Here is an 18,890-nt window from a genome sequence, read left to right as displayed (position 1 = left end):
TCTAATATGAAAGGCAGTCGTGAGGACGAGCAGAGCAAGAAGATGGGAATAAAGAGGCTGTACAATGCCCCCATATCTCAACTGTCTAACAAAATTAGCTATATACGCGAGTATTCACGCCAAATCGGTAAATGGCATGAATAGCTTGCATCCATACTCTATATTCGCTATAGAGCCTGACTACACTCTAAAGGTGAGGTCACCATGCGCGTAAACCGCGTTCAGGCTGAGGAGAACCGACAAACCGTCATCAATGTGGCCAGCCGCCTGTTCAGGGCGCATGGCTTTGATGGCATCGGGCTGAAGGATTTGATGGAAGGCGCCGGGCTGACCCAGGGGGCTTTCTACAAACAATTCTCGTCAAAGGAGGATCTGGTTACGCATGCATCGGCGCGCGCATTGGAACATGCCACCCGTCGCTGGCTCACCGCGATCGGATCGAACCCCGAGGACCCACTCGGCGCCGTCATCGCATTCTACCTCAGCAAAGAGCATCGCGCAGAATCGATGGAGGGCTGCCCGATCGTGGCGCTCGGCTCAGATGCTGCGCGGCAGAGCCCCGAGGTGAAAGCGTCATTCGAAGACGGGATAAAAGCACATCTGAATGTCCTTCAATCCCTGATTTATGGCTCTGGCGATGGCGACGGCAAACCGGACCGCAAGGCGATGGCTACTCTCTCGATGATGGTCGGCGCGCTGATACTATCGCGCGTCGTCAACGACACCGGCCTTGCCGACTCCTTTCTCGATTCGGCGACCGAATACGTTCGTGAGATTGCTGCCTCCTGAGGTGGGGGTATTCCCTGCAGGAGTTGCCCTTTGTGGTGGCCAACACGAAACGGGCCCTTTGGGGGTGGACAAGCGCGCATGCACTGCCCAACTCAGAAAAGCGGGGATGCATATAGGGCCCGCCTTTGGCTTCAACGCGAAAGGACGCGACATGGCAAAAAACACGATTTGCCTCTGGTACGACAAGGACGCTGAGGCTGCTGCCCGCTTCTACGCCGAGACCTTTCCCGACAGCGCAGTGAGTGCCGTCCATCATGCGCCCAGTGACTACCCGTCGGGCAAGAAGGGCGACGTGCTGACGGTCGAATTCACCGTTTTTGCCATCCCCTGCCTCGGCCTCAACGGCGGCCCCATATTCAAGCACAACGAGGCCTTCTCGTTCCAGATCGCCACCGACGATCAGGCCGAGACCGACCGCTACTGGAACGCCATCGTCGGCAATGGCGGTCAGGAGAGCGAGTGCGGCTGGTGCAAAGACAAGTGGGGTATCTCTTGGCAGATCACGCCACGCGTGCTGACCGAGGCGCTGGCGATCGGAGGCGGCGAAGCCAAGCGCGCCTTCGATGCGATGATGAACATGAAGAAGATCGACGTCGCCGCGATCAAGGCGGCGCGGCGTGGCTGACGTCCCTATTGAGCCAAAACAAACGATAAAATACGCCCGGAAGTCCCGGTGAATTGACCGAGATTGCGGCGACACCTATCCGTATGACGTGACTAGCACCAACCGCTAGCTTGCGCGCCGCATCAGCGACAATAGCAGGAACTCGGCAATTGCCGACGCGATGACGTTTGTCGTTTCCCAACCTTTGGGTGGCGACTGCAGCAGTGAGTCATTCTTGAAGGCGTTAGTGACGTCGATAAGGTCTCGGCTCAGGCCTGCGGATTCAAGCATGGCCTGTGTCATCTTCGCGTAGCCGACGCCGGTAGGATGCATGTTGTCGAGCCCGCAGACGCCGCCTTGGCGTTTTAGCGGGAAGTCACCGGTGGCAAAGGGAAGATTGCGCATCTTCCAGGCGACGCCGACATCAATGGCGCGCGCATCGCCCCAATGCTTTGCATCATACTTCTCGATCTCGGCATAGATGTCGACCTTGTGCGCGCGAACATGGGTGCCCGTAAGTGCATCGCGAAGAGCTTCGAACGAGGCCGTGTTCGCCGCCAAGATCATCTTGTCGAAGGCCTCGACGACTTCAGTCTTGACCGACTTCCGAATAGCAACTTTTGTTGAATAATCCTTGAAGTACCCGCCAACCGGATCAGGCCCCAAGAGCATATCGCGATCATTGCGGGGTGCCAGATTCGGGACGGCGCGCGGCCGTACCAGCGTGTTGAAATGGATATCCATCTCGGTGTCGCCAAGGCCCTTGGCCAGCGCGACGCCCAGGGCGGCAGCGCCGTTTACCAAGGCCTTGTATATGCCGCTCGTGTTGATATCCAGGTCGGATTGTTTGAATTTTCCAAGCAGGCCAAAATTGAAAAGGCCCTCGTTCGATCCGATGTTGATCAGGAGGCGCTTTGGACGACGCGCAATGACCTGATCGACTTGCGACATGTCGGATATCTTGTCGCCCTGCCGCCCACGTGACGGGTCGAGAATGAAGGCGTCGTTCAAGCCAAACCAAAGATCAATGAGGTCGCCAAAGTCCAGCGACTTGGACTTCTTCACCTTCGCGAACGCCTCTTCGGCGTCGGCAAACGCCTCCCTCCCGGTCCGCTTCAACATGCTTTCATAGGTCGCGCCAGCGCAGGCGACATTGTCGTGAAAGGCGGGACGGGCATTCAACCCCGTCGTGGAAAGCCAGGCTTCCGCATTGGGAAGGACGATTGCCTTGAGGGTCTTCAAATCCTTGATCAGCTCAGGAATGCTCTTGCGAGCTTCCTTCTCTATATCCAGCAGGATTTCGCGGGGATAGACGGGCCGCACATACTTTTCGATCTTCGCCGCGGCGGCAAACATGGACACTGCCGAGTTCTTGGACAGCTCATCCTTGATCATGGCCGACCGGACGCCGTTGAACATGGAATCGCCGATCGCCATCAACTCAGGACGATCCTCGTCACGAACGATGAAGTGAATGAGCGGGCCTGTCGCCGCAGATTTGGCGGCCACTTTTCTCGCAGGCACTTTTATGGCGGCGCGGGGTTTTGAGACAGCTCGCTTCTTAGCCGCACCCTTCTTGGCCGTCGGGCGTGTGTCGCGTGCCATGGCATTCCCCTCCTGCGTTAAGATATTGCCCAACTCTGTCCGCGCGACGCAGCCAGCGCCGAGCCGTGAGGTTATATTTTATGGTTGTGACACCATAACACTACTCGCTAAGGTAGAGTCAATCAATGTGGAGAAGTCCCCTCGCGGCTTCCAATTCGGGAAAGCCGATCCTGTCGTGCGGTTTTTTGCCCGACAAATGGCCGAGATCAGGGGATCGGTTCGATCCTCTGATTGACGTCGACCTTCAAGGTGCGCTCGCGATAGAGGACGAAGAGGCCGCTGCCGATGATGATGCAGTTGCCGATGATGATGGGTGGTGTCGGCTCATGATGCCAGATGATCCAGCCCAGGATCGATGCCCAGACGATCGCCGAATATTGAAACGGCGCCAGCATCGAGGCAGGCGCCAGGCTCAGCGCCTTCGTGATCAGCATGAAGCAGCCGGACGCCACCAGCCCAACCAGCGCCATCAGGCAGAAATCGAGCAGTGTCGGTGTCACCCAGCCGATGGGACTGCCCACCGCGCCCACAATCCCGCAGCCGATGAACTGCCAGGCGACCAGCGACAGCCAGTGGCAATCCCTGAGCTTGCGCGTGATGACGATCGCAAAGGCAAAGCATGTGGCCCCAAATAGGGCGACGAGCGCCGACACGGAAAAGGCAGCGCTGGTCGGCTGCAACGCCACGATGACGCCACAGAATCCGATGAGGATGGCCGTCCAGCGTCGCCTGCCCACGCGCTCCTTCAACAGCAAGGCTGAGGCTGCCGTGATGATCAGCGGCCCCGACATGTAGAACGTCATGACGTCGGCCAGCGGCAGCGCCTTGGTCCCGAAATAGAAGGAGAAACTGTCACCGGCGAGGACGACGATGCGCAGGAGATGCAGCCATCCCTGCCCCGGCAGCGCGAGCTTGATCCCCATCGATTTCAGGAGGCCATAGAGCAGCAGAGCCGCCCCCAACGACCGGATCAGCATGAGCTCGGCCACGCTGTAGTCGGTGACGAGCCATTTGCCCAGCGCATCATTGGCGGCAAAGAGTGCAACACCGGCAAGATAGAGCGCGATGCCTTTGCCCTGCTGTCCGCTTCCCACGATCGTGCCCGCCCGCTTGTTGAGATCCCTCGCCGCACCCTAGAGCAAAATGCGCGAGTCGGCTCAGTCGTTCAAAGCTCCTTGTAGAAAAAGCTCGCAGCCTCCCGGCCGCTGTTGTCGGCGCGCACGGCATAACCTGGCACCTCGCCGAATTTCGTCCAGCCGAGGCGTGTATAAAGCCGTTCGCCATCGCTCCCGGTTTCAGTGTCGAGGGTGAGCAGCGTGCGCCCGATGCGGCGCGCCTCATCCTCGGCCGCCCGCATCAGCGCGGCACCCAGGCCTTGGCGCCGTGCGCTGCTATGGACCAGCATCTTGCCAAGATCGGCCCGGAAAGGCTGGTTCTCCTGCTGTGCCAGGATCAATTGCACGGTGCCGGTAAGTCGCCCCTCGGCTTCCGCTGCGAAGATCAGCCGCTCACCGCGTGCGTGGCTGGCGAGCGCCCCCGCCCACCAGCCTTCCGCCTTCGCCCGTGTCATCGGCCAGACGAAATTGACCGAGGAGCCGCTCTCGACGGAGTCGACGAGCAGATCGATGAGGCCGGCGCGCCTGGCCTCTGCCTGCTGCGGCGTCAGCAGAATAACGGTGTGCGAGATCACGAGATCGGCTCCAAAGTAAGGATGACGGCATAGCGCGCTGGCTTGCCGCTGGCATTGCGGAAGCCGTTGCCCTCCGCCACGCGCATATGCAGGCAGTCGCCGGCGGAGAGGTTGTAGACGGCACCGGCGACGGTGACCTCGATCTCGCCCTTCAACACCCAGACATGCTGCTCAAGCGCGCGGTGGCGGGTTCGGTCGAAGGCGATCTCGGCGCCGGCCGGAAAGTCGACCTCCACGATCCGCACCGGCGAACCCGTGCCTGCGGGTGCCACCTCGCGCCGGACATAGCCGCTTTCCGGATCCTGCCAGACTGGCTGGTCGGCGCGCCGCAGCAGGGGCGAGGCCGCATCCTGGGCGAACAGGGTCGAGAGACTGATGCCGAGGCCGGCACAAAGCTTGTCCAGCAGCACGGCGCTGGCATGCACTTCGCCCCGCTCAATGCGGGATGCCATGGCCCGGCTGACCCCGGTCCGCGCCGCGATCTCGTCTAGCGACAGACCGAGCGCTGCCCGCCGCTGGGCAACCCGCTGGCCGATGAGAATTGGCAGGGCATTCTCGCTATCCATTATAAGAGAATATCATCTCTTATAATGGAGTCAACGACTAGAACCCACAGACCCCGCCACCGTCCACGGACAGGATCGCCCCGTTCACGAACCCGGCCTCATCGGAGGCGAGATAGAGGATGGCGGCCGCCACCTCCTCCGGCCGCGCCATGCGCTTCATCGGCGAACGTGCATGGGCTGAGGCCAAATAAGAAGAGGCGTTGCCGGTCGCGTCCGCCGCCTGCTGGATCATGTCGGTATCGACATTGCCCGGGCAGACGCAGTTGATGCGCAGCTGTTGGGCAAGCTCCAGCACCATGGCGCGGGAGAGATTGATGATTGCAGCCTTCGAGGCCGAATAGGCCGCACCTAGGGGATAGCCGATCAGCCCGGCGTCGGACGCGACATTCACGATGTTACCCTTGTTCTTCTTCAACTCCGGCAGGGCGGCCTGCGCGCAGAAGAAGGTGCCAGCGACATTGGTATCCATGATCCGGTCCCAATGCGCCTGGTCGATATCCTCGACCGCAACTTCGGCAAAATGGCCGGCCGAATTCACCAGGATGTCGAGGCCACCCAGTGCCGTGACCGCCTGCCCCACCACATCCGCCGCCAGTTTCCGGGACCCGATCTCGCCGATGGCCGGCACGACCCTGGCATCCGTCCGTGTGCCGGCAAAAGCATTGAACGAGCCGATCGACCGCGCGCCGATGGCGACCGAGGCACCCTCGCGCAGGAAGGCATCGGCCGTGGCGGCCCCGATCCCGCGCGCGCCACCCGTCACCAGGACCCGCTTACCCTTGAACCGCATGCCCATCCCCTTTTGATCAGCAGAAGCTTTCGCTACCGAAGACCGCGTCACTTGATCAAATACGCCGCAGCGTGACCCAATGAATCAAAGACCACACGTTGTTCGATGGTCCCATGGCCTCGCAACAGAGGCGTATCCCGGAGGCCGGCATGAGTGTAGCAGCAAACGCACCCCTAACTGCCGGGCCGATCCGGGTCCGGCGCCTGTCAGGCCGCATCGGTGCCGAGATCGGCAATATCAAGCTCAGCGGCGACCTCTCCCGCGCGCAGGTCGAAGAGATCCGCCGGGCGCTGCTTGCCAACCGCGTGATCTTCTTCCGCGACCAGGATCAGTTCGACGATGAACAGCAGGAACGTTTCTCCAACCTCCTCGGCAATCTCGTGGCCCACCCAACGGAAAAGGCCCGCCTGGGCACCAAGGGCATTCTTGAACTCGATGCCGCCGCCGGCAACGGCAAGGCCGATGTCTGGCACACCGATGTCACCTTCGTGGATGCCTATCCGCGCTATTCGGTGCTGCGCGCGATGCGCATTCCCGACTATGGCGGTGATACGCTATGGGCCAATACGGTCGCGGCCTATCAGGATCTGTCGCCGGAATTGAAAGCCTTGGCCGAAAGCCTGTGGGCCGTCCACAGTAACAAATATGATTATGCGGCACAGCATCCAGCCGCTACCAAGGACGAGCAAAGCCATTATGAGCGCGTCTTTGCCGCCCAAGTCTATGAGGCGCAGCATCCCGTCGTGCGCATCCATCCGGAGACCGGTGAAAAGTCGCTGGTGCTGGGCTATTTCATCCAGCGCTTCGTCGGCCACAACCACATCGATTCAAACCTGCTGTTCACGCTGCTGCAGAACCATGTCATCCGCATGGAGAACATCGTGCGCTGGAACTGGCGCGTCCATGACGTGGCGATCTGGGACAATCAGGCAACGCAGCATTACGCGATCAACGACTACGACAAGCAGAACCGCACCATGCGCCGCACCACCATCGGCGGCGAGGTGCCGGTGAGCGTTGATGGTCGCTATTCCAAGACGCTGAAGGAACCGGAAAAGCCGGCTCCTTCAGTGTCCTGACGGTACTCTGTCCGCCTAGAGATGAATGTTGATCGTGTCGGCCTCGGTCAGCGTTACCTTGGTGACCGTGACCAGTTCGACGTAATTGTCACCACCTCCATCAGCGTCGACCAACACTTTCGTGCCACCATGTGTGTCGTCTTCAAATTTGAGGAAGCCGCCTGTGAAGGCATTGGTGCCGTCATAACCGGCGAAACCCTGCAGCACATCATGTAGGTCCAGCACGTCGCCGCCGGCGCCCTTCTGGAAGTCGGTGATGATTTCGCCCGTCCCCCCATCAGCGACTTCACCGTAATGGAAGGTGTCGCTGCCGGCTCCGCCCTTTAGCGTGTCGGCGCCATGCCCGCCATCCAGCGTGTCGTTGCCGGCGCCGCCATCCAGAATGTTGACGGCATCGTTGCCGGTGAGGAAGTTGCCCAGCGCGTTGCCCGTCAGATTGAGCTTGTTTAGGCCGGTGTCGGAAGCGTCCAGATTCTCGAGGTTTGCGCCCAGCACCAGGGTCGTGGCTGACGCATGACCCAGATCCGTGACGAGATGAAGGACCAGCGTGTCCGTGCCCTCGCCTGCATTTTCCGTGACGGTATCCTCGAGCTTCACCGACGTCGTTCCAACCGCCACAAGGTCGACGTCGTAAATGTCGTCGCCCTTGCCGCCCTTCAGTATGTCGATGCCGGTATTGCCGGAGAGCTGATCGCTGCCCTCGCCACCGATCAACGTATCGTTGCCGCCACCGCCATCGAGAACGTCGCCGCCACCGCCACCGGTGATGGTGTTATTGAGCTCGTTGCCATGGATGTTGAGGCCGGTATTGCCGGACACGATGATGTTCTCGACTTCCTGTCCCGCCTGCAGCGTATAGTCGACGGAAGCATAGACCGTATCGGTGCCGCCCTTGGCCGCTTCGGTCACCGTGTCGGCAGCATCGTCGACATAATAGATGTCGTTGCCGGCCCCGCCGGTCAGCTTGTCGGCGCCAGTGCCGCCGTCCAGCGTATCGTTGCCGATCCCGCCATCCAATGTATCGGCGCCCGAACTGCCCTTAAGCGTGTTGTTGGCGGCATCGCCGGCGAAGGTCCAGTTGTCGCTGCCGGTATAGGTATAGTTTTCGACATTGCCGGTCAGTATCAGCAACGTATCTTTGGCTGAGACAAGCGTGTCATTGCCTTCATTGGCCTTTTCCGTGACCACATCGCCCGCATCGTCGACAACGTAGGTATCGTTGCCAGCGCCACCGATCAGCTTGTCTGCCCCCAGGCCGCCGTCGAGTATATTGCTCGCCGCATTGCCGGTCAGGGTGTTCGCCAGATCGTTGCCGGTGATGTTGCCGGCCAGTGCGCCGAGCAGCGTGAAGTTCTCGACATTCTCATACTTCGTCGCCATGTCGAAGGTCAGGTTGGCAACCGTCGCCGTCATCTTGACGGTGTCGATACCCTCGCCGGTCACCTCATGGACCGTATCGGATTGATCGACGATGTAGATGTCGTTACCCGCACCGCCAGAGAGAGTGTCAGCACCCAACCCGCCGTCCAGAACGTTGTCCGCATCATTGCCGGTTAGTTTGTTATCGAGCGCATTGCCCGTCAAATTGAGCATGTTGTTGCCCGTGGACGATGCATCGAGATTCTCGATATTGGCGCCGAGAATCAAGGTCGTTGCCTTGGTGAGACCGAGATCACCGGCCGTGCGCAGAATGATTGTATCGCTACCTTCGTCCAGATTCTCTGTGACGGTATCCTGCAGCTTCGCCACACCGCCGGCCGCAATCAGGTCGACAATGTAACCGTCGTCGCCCTTGCCGCCCTTCAACGTATCGACGCCGACACCGCCGTCGAGCGTGTCATTGCCAATGCCGCCGGTGAGGCTGTTGTTGAGATCGTTGCCGGTGATGACATGATCGCCGGTGTCGGTCACGATCACTGACTCGATAGCGTCCCAATTCTTGGTTGCCAGATTGAGGTCGATTGAGGTGTAGACAGTATCGATGCCCTCATTGGCCTGCTCCGCGACCACGTCGCCGGTGTCGTCGATATAGTAGCTGTCATTGCCGACGCCACCCGTGAGCTGGTCGGCGCCTGTGCCACCGTCCAACACGTCATTGCCGATGCCGCCGTTCAGGGTATCGGCGCCGGAACCGCCTTTGAGTGTGTTGTTGGCTGCGTCGCCGGTGAAGGTCCAGTTGTTGCTACCGGTATAGGTGTAGTTCTCCACATTGCTGATCAGCTTCGTCAGCAAGGCATCGTTGGCCGAGGCGACCGTATCGCTGCCTTCGCCGGATTTTTCGGTCACGACATCGCCTGCATCGTCGATGACATAGGTATCGTTGCCAGCACCACCGAACAGCTGGTCAGCGCCCAGGCCACCGTCCAACGTATCGTCGCCGGCCCCCCCGTTCAGCGTGTTCGCGCTGGCGTTGCCCGTGATGCTGTTGTTCAAAGCATTGCCGGTGCCGGTGACCGCAGTTCCGGTCAGCGTCAGGTTCTCGATATTGGCCAGTGCCGTCAGATTGAAGTCGATACCGCTTTTGACGAGGTCGACGCCACCCGCGGCACCTGCCAGGGTCTCCGTCACCTTGTCGCCAACATTGTCGACGATATAGGTGTCATTGCCTGCACCGCCAATCATCGTATCCTTGCCGGCGCCGCCATTGAGGACGTTGTCGCCGCTGTTGCCGGTCAGGATGTTATCTGTTCCGCTGCCGGTCGCGTTGATGTTGCCGGTGCCGGTCAGAGTCAGGTTTTCGACGTTGGCACCGCCCACGGACAAGTCGAAATCGATGCTGCTGTTGATCTTGTCAGTACCGCCGGTCGCGGTCTCGATGACGGTATCGCCAACATTGTCGACGACATAGGAATCGTCGCCGAAGCCGCCGGTCATAGCGTCGATACCGGTCCCACCATCAAGGCTGTCATTGCCGAGACCACCGGTCAAGGTGTCGTTGTCGGCGCCACCCAGAATCGTGTCATTGCCGGCACCACCGATAATCGTGTCGTTGCCGGCATCACCGCTGATCTTGTCGCTGCCGCCGGCCAGCGTGTTGTAAGTCGGATGGCTGCTAAGCAGCGTGTCATTACCGGCGCCACCGACAATCGTGTCATTACCAAGACTGCCATAGATGATATTGGCGCCTTCGTCGCCAGTCGCCTTAAGTCCCTTCGAGCTGTAGAGAAGAATATTCTCGATATAGTCCCATTTCGCATCATTGAGATTGAGTTCCAAGACCGTGCGGATCGTGTCCTGTGTTCCAGAGCCAGCAGTTTCGCCGATGATCGTGTCACCGATCTGCTCGATGGTGTAATAGTCACTACCGGTGCCGCCATCCATGATGTCATTGCCGGCCCCGCCAGAGAGGTCATCGTCATTGCTGCCGCCGGTGAGGGTATCGTTACCGTCACCACCGCGCAGGACGTCGTTGCCAGCATCACCGAAGATCGTATCGGCCTTGGCGCCGCCATAGAGCGTGTCGGCGCCGGCGTCACCGTGAAGATTATTGATGCCGCTGCCCCCGACAATCAAATTGTTGCCGGTATCGCCCACGAAGGTCCAGTCTTCCTTGCCAGCGTAGTAGTAGTTCTCGATATTAGTGGTCAGCGCGATGAGGGACTTATTCGTCGAGTAGATTTCGTCGCCCGTACCCCCACCAACTGATTCGTGCGCTTTGTCGCCAGCGCTGTCGAAGACATAGATGTCATTGCCGGTACCGCCGGTCATCTCATCGTTGCCAGCACCGCCAACAAGAGTGTCATTGCCCTTGCCGCCGGACAATGTGTCGTCACCGGCCCCGCCATCCAGGTAATTGTCGCCGTCATTGCCGGTCAGCACATTGCTGCCCGTATTGCCGAAGGCGTTGAGCGCAGCAGCGCCGAGCAGTGTCGCATTCTCGATCACGCCGCCGGACAAGGTCGCAAGGTTCAGCGACAGCGTCGCCGACTGCACCTCGTCGGTCCCGCTCGCGTCGGTGATCTTGTCGCCGGCGACGTCGATCACATAGATGTCGTTTCCGCTGCCACCATCCAGCTTGTCGATGCCAGCACCGCCATCCAGCTTGTCGTTGCCGTCGCCGCCGATGATGATGTTGGCAGCGGCGTTGCCGACGAGCACATTGTCGCCCGACGTGCCGGTCAGGTTGAGAGCCAAATTGCCCGACAGCGTCGCATTCTCGATCGAGGCATATTTGGAATCGTTGAGATCGATGTTCGCCAATCCATATTGGACGGTGTCGATGCCTTCGCCCGGTAGCTCGGTAAAGGTGTCGCCGGCGTTGTCGAGGATATAGGTGTCGTTGCCCTTGCCGCCCGTCAGCGCGTCAATGCCGGCACCGCCATCGAGGATGTCGTTGCCATCGCCGCCGCTCAGCGTATCGTTGCCTGAGCCGCCCTTGAGGTAATTGTCCGACGTGTCGCCCGTGAATGTCCAATCCTTGGTGCCGGTATAGACATAACCCTCGACATTGCTGATGAGGGTCGGCACATGCGCGATGTCATTGAAATAGACGGTGTCGAAGCCCTCGCTGGATTTTTCGGTGACGACGTCCGCGGCGTCATCGACAACATAGATGTCGTCGCCAGTCCCGCCCGTGAGCTTGTCGGCACCGCTGCCGCCATCGAGGAGATCATTGCCGCCACCGCCATTCAGCGTGTCGTTGCCGGATCCGCCTTTGAGCGTGTTGTTCGCCGTGTCGCCGGTAAAGGTCCAATCGTCGGTGCCGGTATAGACGTAGCTCTCGACATTGCTGATCATCTTGGTGACCAGCGCCTGGTCGGCGAAATAGACGGTATCCGCGCCTTCGCCGGATTTCTCGGTGACGACATCGCCGGCACTGTCGATGACGTAGCTGTCATCGCCGGTCCCGCCGGCCAGCTTGTCGTTACCGGTACCGCCATTCAGCGCGTCGTTGCCCGCGCCACCGCTCAGCGTGTCGTTGCCCGAGCTGCCTTTGAGAAAATTGTCGGCCGCATCGCCTGTGAACGTCCAATCCTTGGTGCCGGTATAGATATAGCCTTCGACATTGCTGATGACCTTGCTGACCAGCGCGCTGTCGGCGAACGTGACCGTGTCATAGCCGCCGTTCAGCTTCTCGGTGACGACGTCGCCTGCATTGTCGATTGTGTAATCATCGTCGCCGTTGCCGCCGACCATCTTGTCGGCACCGGTGCCGCCATTGAGCTTGTCGTTGCCTTCGCCACCGTCCAGCGCGTCATTGCCCTCGGCCCCATCGAGCGTGTCGTTGCCCTTGCCGCCGGAGATGACGTCGGCGAGAGCCGTACCGACCAGATTGTTGTCTTTATCGTCGCCATTAATGGTGCTCACGTCGAACTCCGGAGATCAGGGATGTTGGGCTGGCTGGAAGAGATGGACGGCTGGAAGTCAGCCGAGGGCTGGAACGCGATCAGCTGCTGACGAGCCAGAAGGGCGCGATCAGATCTTGCATGATGGCTCACTCCTGAAGTTCCAGCGGCCGGGCAACGCAACAGCGCGACCCTGGCCAAAATAGGAATAGGAAACAAATCGACATGAGAAATAGCAGTAATAATACCTAAGATGCTCGACAAAAATGTGACGATCTCTACACGATATGGTGCTGCTCACGGTTTAAAGTTGTTGCAATGCCCGAGCCCCCGGGGCGATCGGCAATGCTGTGGAAAACCTCCTTTTTTCCGCGGCATTTGCGCGATCCGGGCTGGGCTTTGGGGCTGGGCATCTGGAATCACTCGGGCAGCGTTCCGGCTGCCAAGGTCTGGCTGGCAGCCGGCTCACATGACCGGCTGTCCTGCCGATCAGAGGGAATCGCGTAACCCATGCGATTCAGGGGGAATCGATGCCCTTTCGATTCAGGGAGAGAGGTCACCCGCCCACTCTTCGGGGGACCAGCACCCCGCTGGTCCTCGGGAGAAAGGCCACCCGCCTATCCTCGGGGGATCGGTATCCTGCCGATCCGGGAGGCCGGTTCACCACCGGCCAAGGTGCGTCGTGGGTCCCCAACGCCAGGGGTCGGCCTGCGCCGCGAAACCAGGCAGCTTGCGCCGAGAGACAACCGAGCAATTCCAGATGACCGGCCCGTTGAGGCCGCCAGTTTCAGCCTGTCAGAATTGATGTGCGCGCCATTCAACTAGTATCATATTCCTAGTTGATCTGTCAAGAACAATTAGGGAACATCGACAATGATCTTGCCGCGCGCTCGGCCGGAGGCCTGGTGTTCAAAACCTGCGCCGAAATCCTGAAGAGCGATCTGCCGGTCCAGCAGGATCTTCAAGGCACCGGCATCGACCCGCTCGACGATCTTGCTGAGGCGGGCCGCATTGGAGCTGTGGAAGACGAAGCTCGCCGCAACATTGTGCGCCTTGGCGAGCGCTGCATCGGGGGTGGCACTGGTGGCGAGCAGCGCGCCGCCGGACCGCAACACGCCGAAGGAGCGCTGTTGCGTCTCGCCGCCGATCGTGTCGAGGACGAGATCGACGTCGCGGAGCTTGGCCGCAAAATCAACGGTGCGGTAGTCGATCACCTGATCGGCGCCGAGTTTACGGGCGATGTCGATGCCGCTGCCCGAGGCCGTTGCAATGACGCGGGCACCCGCCGCGCGGGCAAGCTGGATGGCAAAGCTGCCGACGCCACCAGCACCGGCATGGATGAGAATTGTCTGGCCGCGTTGCAGGTCCGTGCTTTCGAAGAGAGCCTGCCAGGCCGTGCCGGCCGCGGTCGGGATGCCAGCTGCTTCTTCCAGCGGGACGGTGGTCGGAGCCGCCCCAAGATAGGCGGCAGGTACCGATGCGAACGCGGCAAGCGCGCCGCTGCGGGTGGGATCGGTGCGCGCCAGCACCTTGTCACCAACGCGCCAGCCAGTGACACCAGGACCCACTTGTTCAATCGTGCCAGCGAGATCTGTGCCAAGTGTGTGTGGGAAGCTCAAGGGGAAGAAGGCGTGCATGACACCGCGCTGAAGCTTCACATCGAGGGGATTGAGGCTCGCAGAAGCGACGCGGACCAGCACCTCATCGGCACCGATTTGTGGCACCGGCACCTCTTCGATGACCGGCGCAGCGTTGTAATGATGGATGCGGGCGGCCTTCATCATGCGGTCTCCCCCTTGTTGAGCGGTGCTGCGCCGACCTGATGCAGCCAGCCGAACCAATCTTCGAGATGCCAGGTATGCGTGAGCCGGCCATCCGCGATGTGATGGAATTCGTGGATCGGCATGCGGAACGATTTCCCCGTGGCCGGGATGCCGAACCAGATGCCCCGATGCGTGCCGGTGATCTCGCCGCGCACGGCAGCGCGGCCGGGTGCGCCGACGATCTCGTGGAGGGTGATCGCGACATCCGGGAAGGCCGCGAGAAACGCGCGGATGAGAGGCTTCATGCCATCGCGGCCCGGCTGCTGGTCGGGGGCCAGCGGCATGTCCTGCCAATCCTCCGTCACGGCCGTGTCGAGGAGATCGGGATTGCCCTCGCTGAAGGCGCGGTAGAGCGTCTCGACGGCGCGGCGCTCCGCGTCGGTGAGGCCGGTGACACCTAGATTCGTAGCTGGTGGCTGTTGATCGGGTCTGTCCATGGTCCAACTCCCTGGGCTGGCGTGGTTGCCTGTCAGGAAGGGAGGTAGCGGCCGCTGGCACATACTTGAAATCGATAGATGATATGTGTGAACATCCATTCCATGGATTTACATGGCATAGACCTCAATCTGCTGGTCGCGTTCGACGCCTTGATGGCCGAGCGGAGTGTGACACGGGCCGGCACGCGCATCGGCCGCACGCAACCGGCGATGAGTGCGGCGCTGTCGCGCCTCCGCAGCCTGCTGAAGGACGAGCTGTTCATTCGGGGGCCAAGCGGGTTGCAGCCGACGCCCCGCGCCCTGGATCTCGCCGAGCCGCTGGGCCATGCGCTGGCGGAGATCCAGAGGACGCTGGCCTTCACGCAAGATTTCGATCCCTCGACGTCGGGCGCCACGTTTTCGCTGGGCCTCTCGGATCACCCGACCTTCGTGCTGCTGCCACGGCTGCTGGAAGCGCTACGTGCCGTGGCGCCAGGTGTCACCCTGCGCGTGCGCAACTTCACCGCCAGAGACGATGCCATCGCGATGCTGGATTCCGGCGAGGTCGACCTCACCATCGGTGTCCCGCCCTCGCCCACCGGTCGGATTCTGAACCGACCGCTGTTCGAAGAACGCTTCGTCTGCGTGCTGCGCAAGGATCATCCGGCTGCGGTGAGACCGCTCGACCTCGACGCGTTCCTCGCCCTCTCGCATCTCCTCGTCTCGCCGGAGAATGACCGGTTCGGCGAGGTCGATGCGGCGCTCGCCAAACAAGGGCTGAAGCGCCGCCTCGCGCTGACCTTGCCGCACATGTACGCAGCCCCCCTCCTTATCGCCGCCTCGGACATGATCGCCACCTTGATGGCCGGCGTTGTCCGCGCATCAAGCCATGCGGCGGCACTCGCCATCCTGCCGCCACCGATCGAGCTGGCGCCCGTGCCGTTCATGCTCTCCTGGCACCGCCGCAACGATGTCCATCCGGCCCAGCGATGGTTCCGGGATTGTATTGCGGGGGTGGCGGTGGGGTGAGAGGGCGCGCCTTGTATCGATTGCGGTAGCGGTAGCGGTGCCTTCCGCAGCAAGGCAATCATTTAGGCCCGAGATCATTGTCGGAGGAATAATCGCGCCCCGATAAACCACTCGCAGCCGTTTAGATTGATGCGCTGTGCCGCGGGGGCTGCCGCGGCACAGCGCTTTTTGGCGCCGGTTCAGACATGGGGGGCGATTCCGGCGCCTAATAGTAGAACGGGGATGATTGGCAAATATTCCCAACCCATGTCTTTTTTCTCGCGGCTTCGTCAAAAAAGCTGGCTGAGCCAGGGGTTCAGCCAGGTGGGGTTTTCGACGGTGCCTTTGCCGTCAGTGCGATGCCGAGCGCCTTCATGACGGCGAGCGTCGTCTTCAGCGTCGGATTCCCATTGGCGCTGAATGAGCGATAGAGCTGTTCGCGAGAGAGGCCGGTTTCATGTGCGATCTGCGCCATGCCCTTGGCACGGGCCACGACACCCAGCGCATGAGCGATGTAGCCCGCATCTTCCGTGGCAAAAGCTTCGCTCATGAAGATGGCGATCGCCTTGTCGGAAGTCAGATCTCCGGCGGGATCATAGGTCGAGAGTTTGGCGGCCATGTCAGTTGCTCAGTTCTTCCAGCAGGCGCTTTGCGGTTTTGATGTCCTTGGCTTGCGTACCCTTGTCGCCGCCGCACAGCAGGACAATCACAGTGTTACCCCGGCGATGGAAATAGATGCGATAGCCGGGGCCGTAATGGATGCGCAACTCGCTGATCCCCGCCCCGACCGGCTCCGCATCGCCCGCATGCCCATAGGCAAGCCGGTCCAGCCGAGAGGCGATCAAGGCGCAGGCCCGAACGTCATTCAAGCGCATGCGCCACTTCTGAAATGCCTCAGTCTGTTTCAGCTCGAACATTGGGATTGTAGTTTATTGACTACAGATCGTCAAGGATGATGTGTTGTTATTAATGATTGCATCATATAAATGATATTCTACCCTGATGGAATGAGAAATGCGAGACCTGCTCGCCATGTCGCGAGAAATCTGATGTCTGCCTTTGATTTCATCCTGACCTTCAAGCTGCCGAACGGCGGCGACGATTCGACCAACTTCGTAGATGCACTGTTCGACGCCGGCTACGACGATGCGACACTCGGGGTGGGCAAGCATGGGTTCATCGCCGTGGATTTCACGCGCGACGCAGACAGTGTGGAAGCTGCGGTCGGCTCGGCGATTGCCGCTGTAGAGGCGGCCGTTCCCGGTGCCGAGTCGTCAACATGAAATGAATGCCGCAAAGACGTACCCTGCTCCCGGACTTCCAATGAAATGTCATGGAGAAAAAATTGGATCAAGTCGATGATGGGCAAAGAGAGATTGAGCTACTTGAGACTTGCAGAGCCAAGCAGGGCGAGTATCTTAACGCAGGTCACCCAAAGACTAGCTGGGCAACGACTTACGGCACGGACTTTATAACTGCTTCCGCCGAACTGTACGAACTGTATCGAAAGCGCGGCCCCGATATTCCCGCCTACGTGATGTCTCAAGCGTTCCAATCTATGGGCATCTTGTCATGTCGCGGCGCAAAGATGACCATTGATCGAGTAAATTACCTGATTAATGCGCATTTGTTGCCATTTCTAGAAAAACCGCGATCGAGTAGCAAGTAGGTTTTCAAGAACCGACCATTTCCGGGGGAAATCAAGATAAGCGCCGCCGGACGCGCCCATACCGAATTTTTTCGAGAAGCTAGTCGGCAAGAAACTGTTCTGGCGCCGCTACTAGCCCAAGCACTAACAGATACGCCACGGATCCAATGGTTGCGGGAATTGCACCGGAAGAAGTGAGGAAAAGTTTTTCAAACTGATTCCTCGTCAAGAACGATCCGTGCCGAATATTCCGTTGGGACCAAAGTTGATCTAATCTATCTTTCTCTTCGTCCAGACCCTGGCTGCGAAGGCAGTCATGCAATTCTTTGTAGCTATTATCAACTGCGTTTTCAAAGGCGGCACTAAGTTCCGCATATCCTTTCTTCTGAAAACCTGCCCCGAGTATTGCCTTTAACTTAAACGCCTGCTTCATGGAGAACAGATTCTTAAATTCATCTTTCTCCAAGGACGGCTCCTTAGACCCTCCCAACTGAACACGTATATTAGAAAGCTTATCAAGCAAGGACATGGCAAAACTGATAGTATGATGACTTTCGCTTGAGTGATGCATCGCACTCAAATCACCAAACAACAAATGAATGGCGCTCAAAGCTTGCACCTGCCGAAGAAGATCAATTCTTCCGTCTCTAGCTGCGAAGTTCGCGGGATTGCTGAGCCAGCAAAGTAAACCATTCACTCCGCTGACCACAAAACTTAGAAAGCGCCAAATATTGGACTCCTTCATTCCATGTAGACCGCTCAAGCCAAAGTAGTGACCTGCCACAGCCAATGGATTGACCGCCAATGCAAACTCGTTGAGCCAACCATTGAAGTATACTCTATGCAGATTCCACATTGCTTCGGACTGAAAATGAAAAGCGCAATTCAGACGTCGGACCGGGAGGGTGAGGGCAATTGGTGGAAACTTGGTAAGGGCGTCAACATAAGACAGTGAATCCATACTGTTCGGCCACGCATGGCCGAAGGGGGCCAGAAGGGGCTCTTCGTAGCCTTTTTGAATCATTTGCCCAGCAACGTCGCCCCCAAACCTCTGCCACAAGCAAATTATTCTGATGATTGATAGAGATATCTGGAAGTCTTCCAGTTCTGCTCTGACGCAAGTTACATGTGTTGCCTTAAACTTTCGCAACAAGGGAAGTACGAGCTGACTTAGCACCGCTGCCACCGCATCGGTTTCGCAAACAGTTAGTGTATTTAGGGCATGAACTGTGTCTGTAATCAGGCCGAGGTCTCTAGGGATGCTGATCTTACTTCGCTTAAGATTTGGCTGCGGCATATTGACGAAGGAGGCAAGTTCGGAACTTACCTGTTTGTCCTTGACGGTACTCTCAATGCTTATTTGATGATGTCTAGATAGGTATGTTCGCGCACCAAATCTCTTCGTCAAAAGTGATCGTTTGATAAAAACACAATTGTTTTCGACACGGGATGGCAGATTGTATCGCTCTTTAAGAACATTCACTAATCCTTGCGCATTCGTCCCTAGCGCGTCGAAATAAACCTCATCGTTCCTATCATTCATCTGACGCGCCTCGATGGAAGTAGATATTTCGCGACCATGTCCGA

Annotated in this window: 17 protein-coding genes; 6 read left to right on the top strand and 11 right to left on the bottom strand. The window is 59.2% G+C overall.

Features of this window, described 5'->3' with window-relative positions; all coding sequences use genetic code 11:
• Positions 1 to 204: 204 nt before the first annotated feature.
• Together AC1DWZ_RS21660 and AC1DWZ_RS21655 are read left to right on the top strand one after the other, a co-directional pair.
• Positions 205 to 789 (top strand): TetR/AcrR family transcriptional regulator, encoded by a 585-nt coding sequence (locus AC1DWZ_RS21660; RefSeq protein WP_477171032.1) that lies wholly within the window; start codon positions 205 to 207, stop codon positions 787 to 789.
• 151 nt (positions 790 to 940) lie between these two features.
• Positions 941 to 1,414, top strand: a complete 474-nt coding sequence (locus AC1DWZ_RS21655) for a VOC family protein (RefSeq protein ID WP_477171031.1) — start codon at positions 941 to 943, stop codon at positions 1,412 to 1,414.
• Positions 1,415 to 1,519: 105 nt separating this feature from the next.
• Here AC1DWZ_RS21655 and AC1DWZ_RS21650 read toward each other — a convergent pair whose 3' ends face one another.
• From AC1DWZ_RS21650 to AC1DWZ_RS21630, 5 genes are all read right to left on the bottom strand, one after another.
• Positions 1,520 to 2,998: a hypothetical protein gene (locus AC1DWZ_RS21650; RefSeq protein WP_477171030.1), complete on the bottom strand. Its 1,479-nt coding sequence runs from the start codon at positions 2,996 to 2,998 to the stop codon at positions 1,520 to 1,522.
• A 206-nt stretch (positions 2,999 to 3,204) separates the two neighbouring features.
• Complete coding sequence (locus AC1DWZ_RS21645) at positions 3,205 to 4,092, bottom strand: DMT family transporter (protein WP_477171029.1); 888 nt, start codon at positions 4,090 to 4,092, stop codon at positions 3,205 to 3,207.
• Positions 4,093 to 4,163: 71 nt separating this feature from the next.
• Positions 4,164 to 4,688 (bottom strand): GNAT family N-acetyltransferase, encoded by a 525-nt coding sequence (locus tag AC1DWZ_RS21640; RefSeq protein ID WP_477171028.1) that lies wholly within the window; start codon positions 4,686 to 4,688, stop codon positions 4,164 to 4,166.
• A complete protein-coding gene (locus AC1DWZ_RS21635; RefSeq protein WP_477171027.1) occupies positions 4,685 to 5,254 on the bottom strand; it encodes a helix-turn-helix domain-containing protein in 570 nt (189 codons plus the stop codon). The genes AC1DWZ_RS21640 and AC1DWZ_RS21635 overlap by 4 nt, the downstream gene beginning before the upstream one ends.
• A gap of 37 nt (positions 5,255 to 5,291) precedes the next feature.
• A complete protein-coding gene (locus AC1DWZ_RS21630; RefSeq protein WP_477171026.1) occupies positions 5,292 to 6,044 on the bottom strand; it encodes an SDR family NAD(P)-dependent oxidoreductase in 753 nt (250 codons plus the stop codon).
• Positions 6,045 to 6,193: 149 nt separating this feature from the next.
• Here AC1DWZ_RS21630 and AC1DWZ_RS21625 point away from each other — a divergent pair, with 149 nt between their 5' ends.
• Positions 6,194 to 7,123, top strand: coding sequence for a TauD/TfdA dioxygenase family protein (locus AC1DWZ_RS21625; protein ID WP_477171025.1), 930 nt, complete (start codon positions 6,194 to 6,196; stop codon positions 7,121 to 7,123).
• 15 nt (positions 7,124 to 7,138) lie between these two features.
• Here the strand turns inward: AC1DWZ_RS21625 and AC1DWZ_RS21620 are convergent, their stop codons facing one another.
• The 3 genes from AC1DWZ_RS21620 to AC1DWZ_RS21610 form a co-directional block, all read right to left on the bottom strand.
• A complete protein-coding gene (locus AC1DWZ_RS21620; protein ID WP_477171024.1) occupies positions 7,139 to 12,430 on the bottom strand; it encodes a beta strand repeat-containing protein in 5,292 nt (1,763 codons plus the stop codon).
• Between the two features lie 835 nt (positions 12,431 to 13,265).
• A complete protein-coding gene (locus AC1DWZ_RS21615; protein WP_477171023.1) occupies positions 13,266 to 14,192 on the bottom strand; it encodes an NADP-dependent oxidoreductase in 927 nt (308 codons plus the stop codon).
• Positions 14,189 to 14,668, bottom strand: coding sequence for an ester cyclase (locus AC1DWZ_RS21610; protein WP_477171022.1), 480 nt, complete (start codon positions 14,666 to 14,668; stop codon positions 14,189 to 14,191). Before AC1DWZ_RS21610 ends, AC1DWZ_RS21615 begins: the two co-directional genes overlap by 4 nt.
• 102 nt (positions 14,669 to 14,770) lie before the next feature.
• Between AC1DWZ_RS21610 and AC1DWZ_RS21605 the strand changes: the two genes are divergently transcribed.
• On the top strand, positions 14,771 to 15,676 hold the full coding sequence (locus AC1DWZ_RS21605; protein ID WP_477171021.1) for a LysR family transcriptional regulator: 906 nt from the start codon (positions 14,771 to 14,773) through the stop codon (positions 15,674 to 15,676).
• A gap of 295 nt (positions 15,677 to 15,971) precedes the next feature.
• On the opposite strand, the gene AC1DWZ_RS21600 is transcribed toward AC1DWZ_RS21605, so the two are convergent.
• Together AC1DWZ_RS21600 and AC1DWZ_RS21595 are read right to left on the bottom strand one after the other, a co-directional pair.
• Positions 15,972 to 16,274: an addiction module antidote protein gene (locus AC1DWZ_RS21600; RefSeq protein WP_477171020.1), complete on the bottom strand. Its 303-nt coding sequence runs from the start codon at positions 16,272 to 16,274 to the stop codon at positions 15,972 to 15,974.
• A gap of 1 nt (position 16,275) precedes the next feature.
• Complete coding sequence (locus AC1DWZ_RS21595) at positions 16,276 to 16,572, bottom strand: type II toxin-antitoxin system RelE/ParE family toxin (RefSeq protein ID WP_477171019.1); 297 nt, start codon at positions 16,570 to 16,572, stop codon at positions 16,276 to 16,278.
• 132 nt (positions 16,573 to 16,704) lie between these two features.
• Here AC1DWZ_RS21595 and AC1DWZ_RS21590 point away from each other — a divergent pair, with 132 nt between their 5' ends.
• Complete coding sequence (locus tag AC1DWZ_RS21590; protein WP_477171018.1) at positions 16,705 to 16,938, top strand: hypothetical protein; 234 nt, start codon at positions 16,705 to 16,707, stop codon at positions 16,936 to 16,938.
• 62 nt (positions 16,939 to 17,000) lie between these two features.
• Positions 17,001 to 17,324: a hypothetical protein gene (locus tag AC1DWZ_RS21585; RefSeq protein ID WP_477171017.1), complete on the top strand. Its 324-nt coding sequence runs from the start codon at positions 17,001 to 17,003 to the stop codon at positions 17,322 to 17,324.
• A gap of 79 nt (positions 17,325 to 17,403) precedes the next feature.
• Here AC1DWZ_RS21585 and AC1DWZ_RS21580 read toward each other — a convergent pair whose 3' ends face one another.
• Positions 17,404 to 18,846, bottom strand: a complete 1,443-nt coding sequence (locus AC1DWZ_RS21580) for a hypothetical protein (RefSeq protein WP_477171016.1) — start codon at positions 18,844 to 18,846, stop codon at positions 17,404 to 17,406.
• Positions 18,847 to 18,890 lie beyond the last annotated feature (44 nt).

It is taken from the genome of Dongia sp. P2_B8, assembly GCF_056404715.1.
The sequence above is the reverse complement of the archived record's forward strand: the minus strand, read 5'-3'. Positions and strand labels throughout refer to the sequence as shown.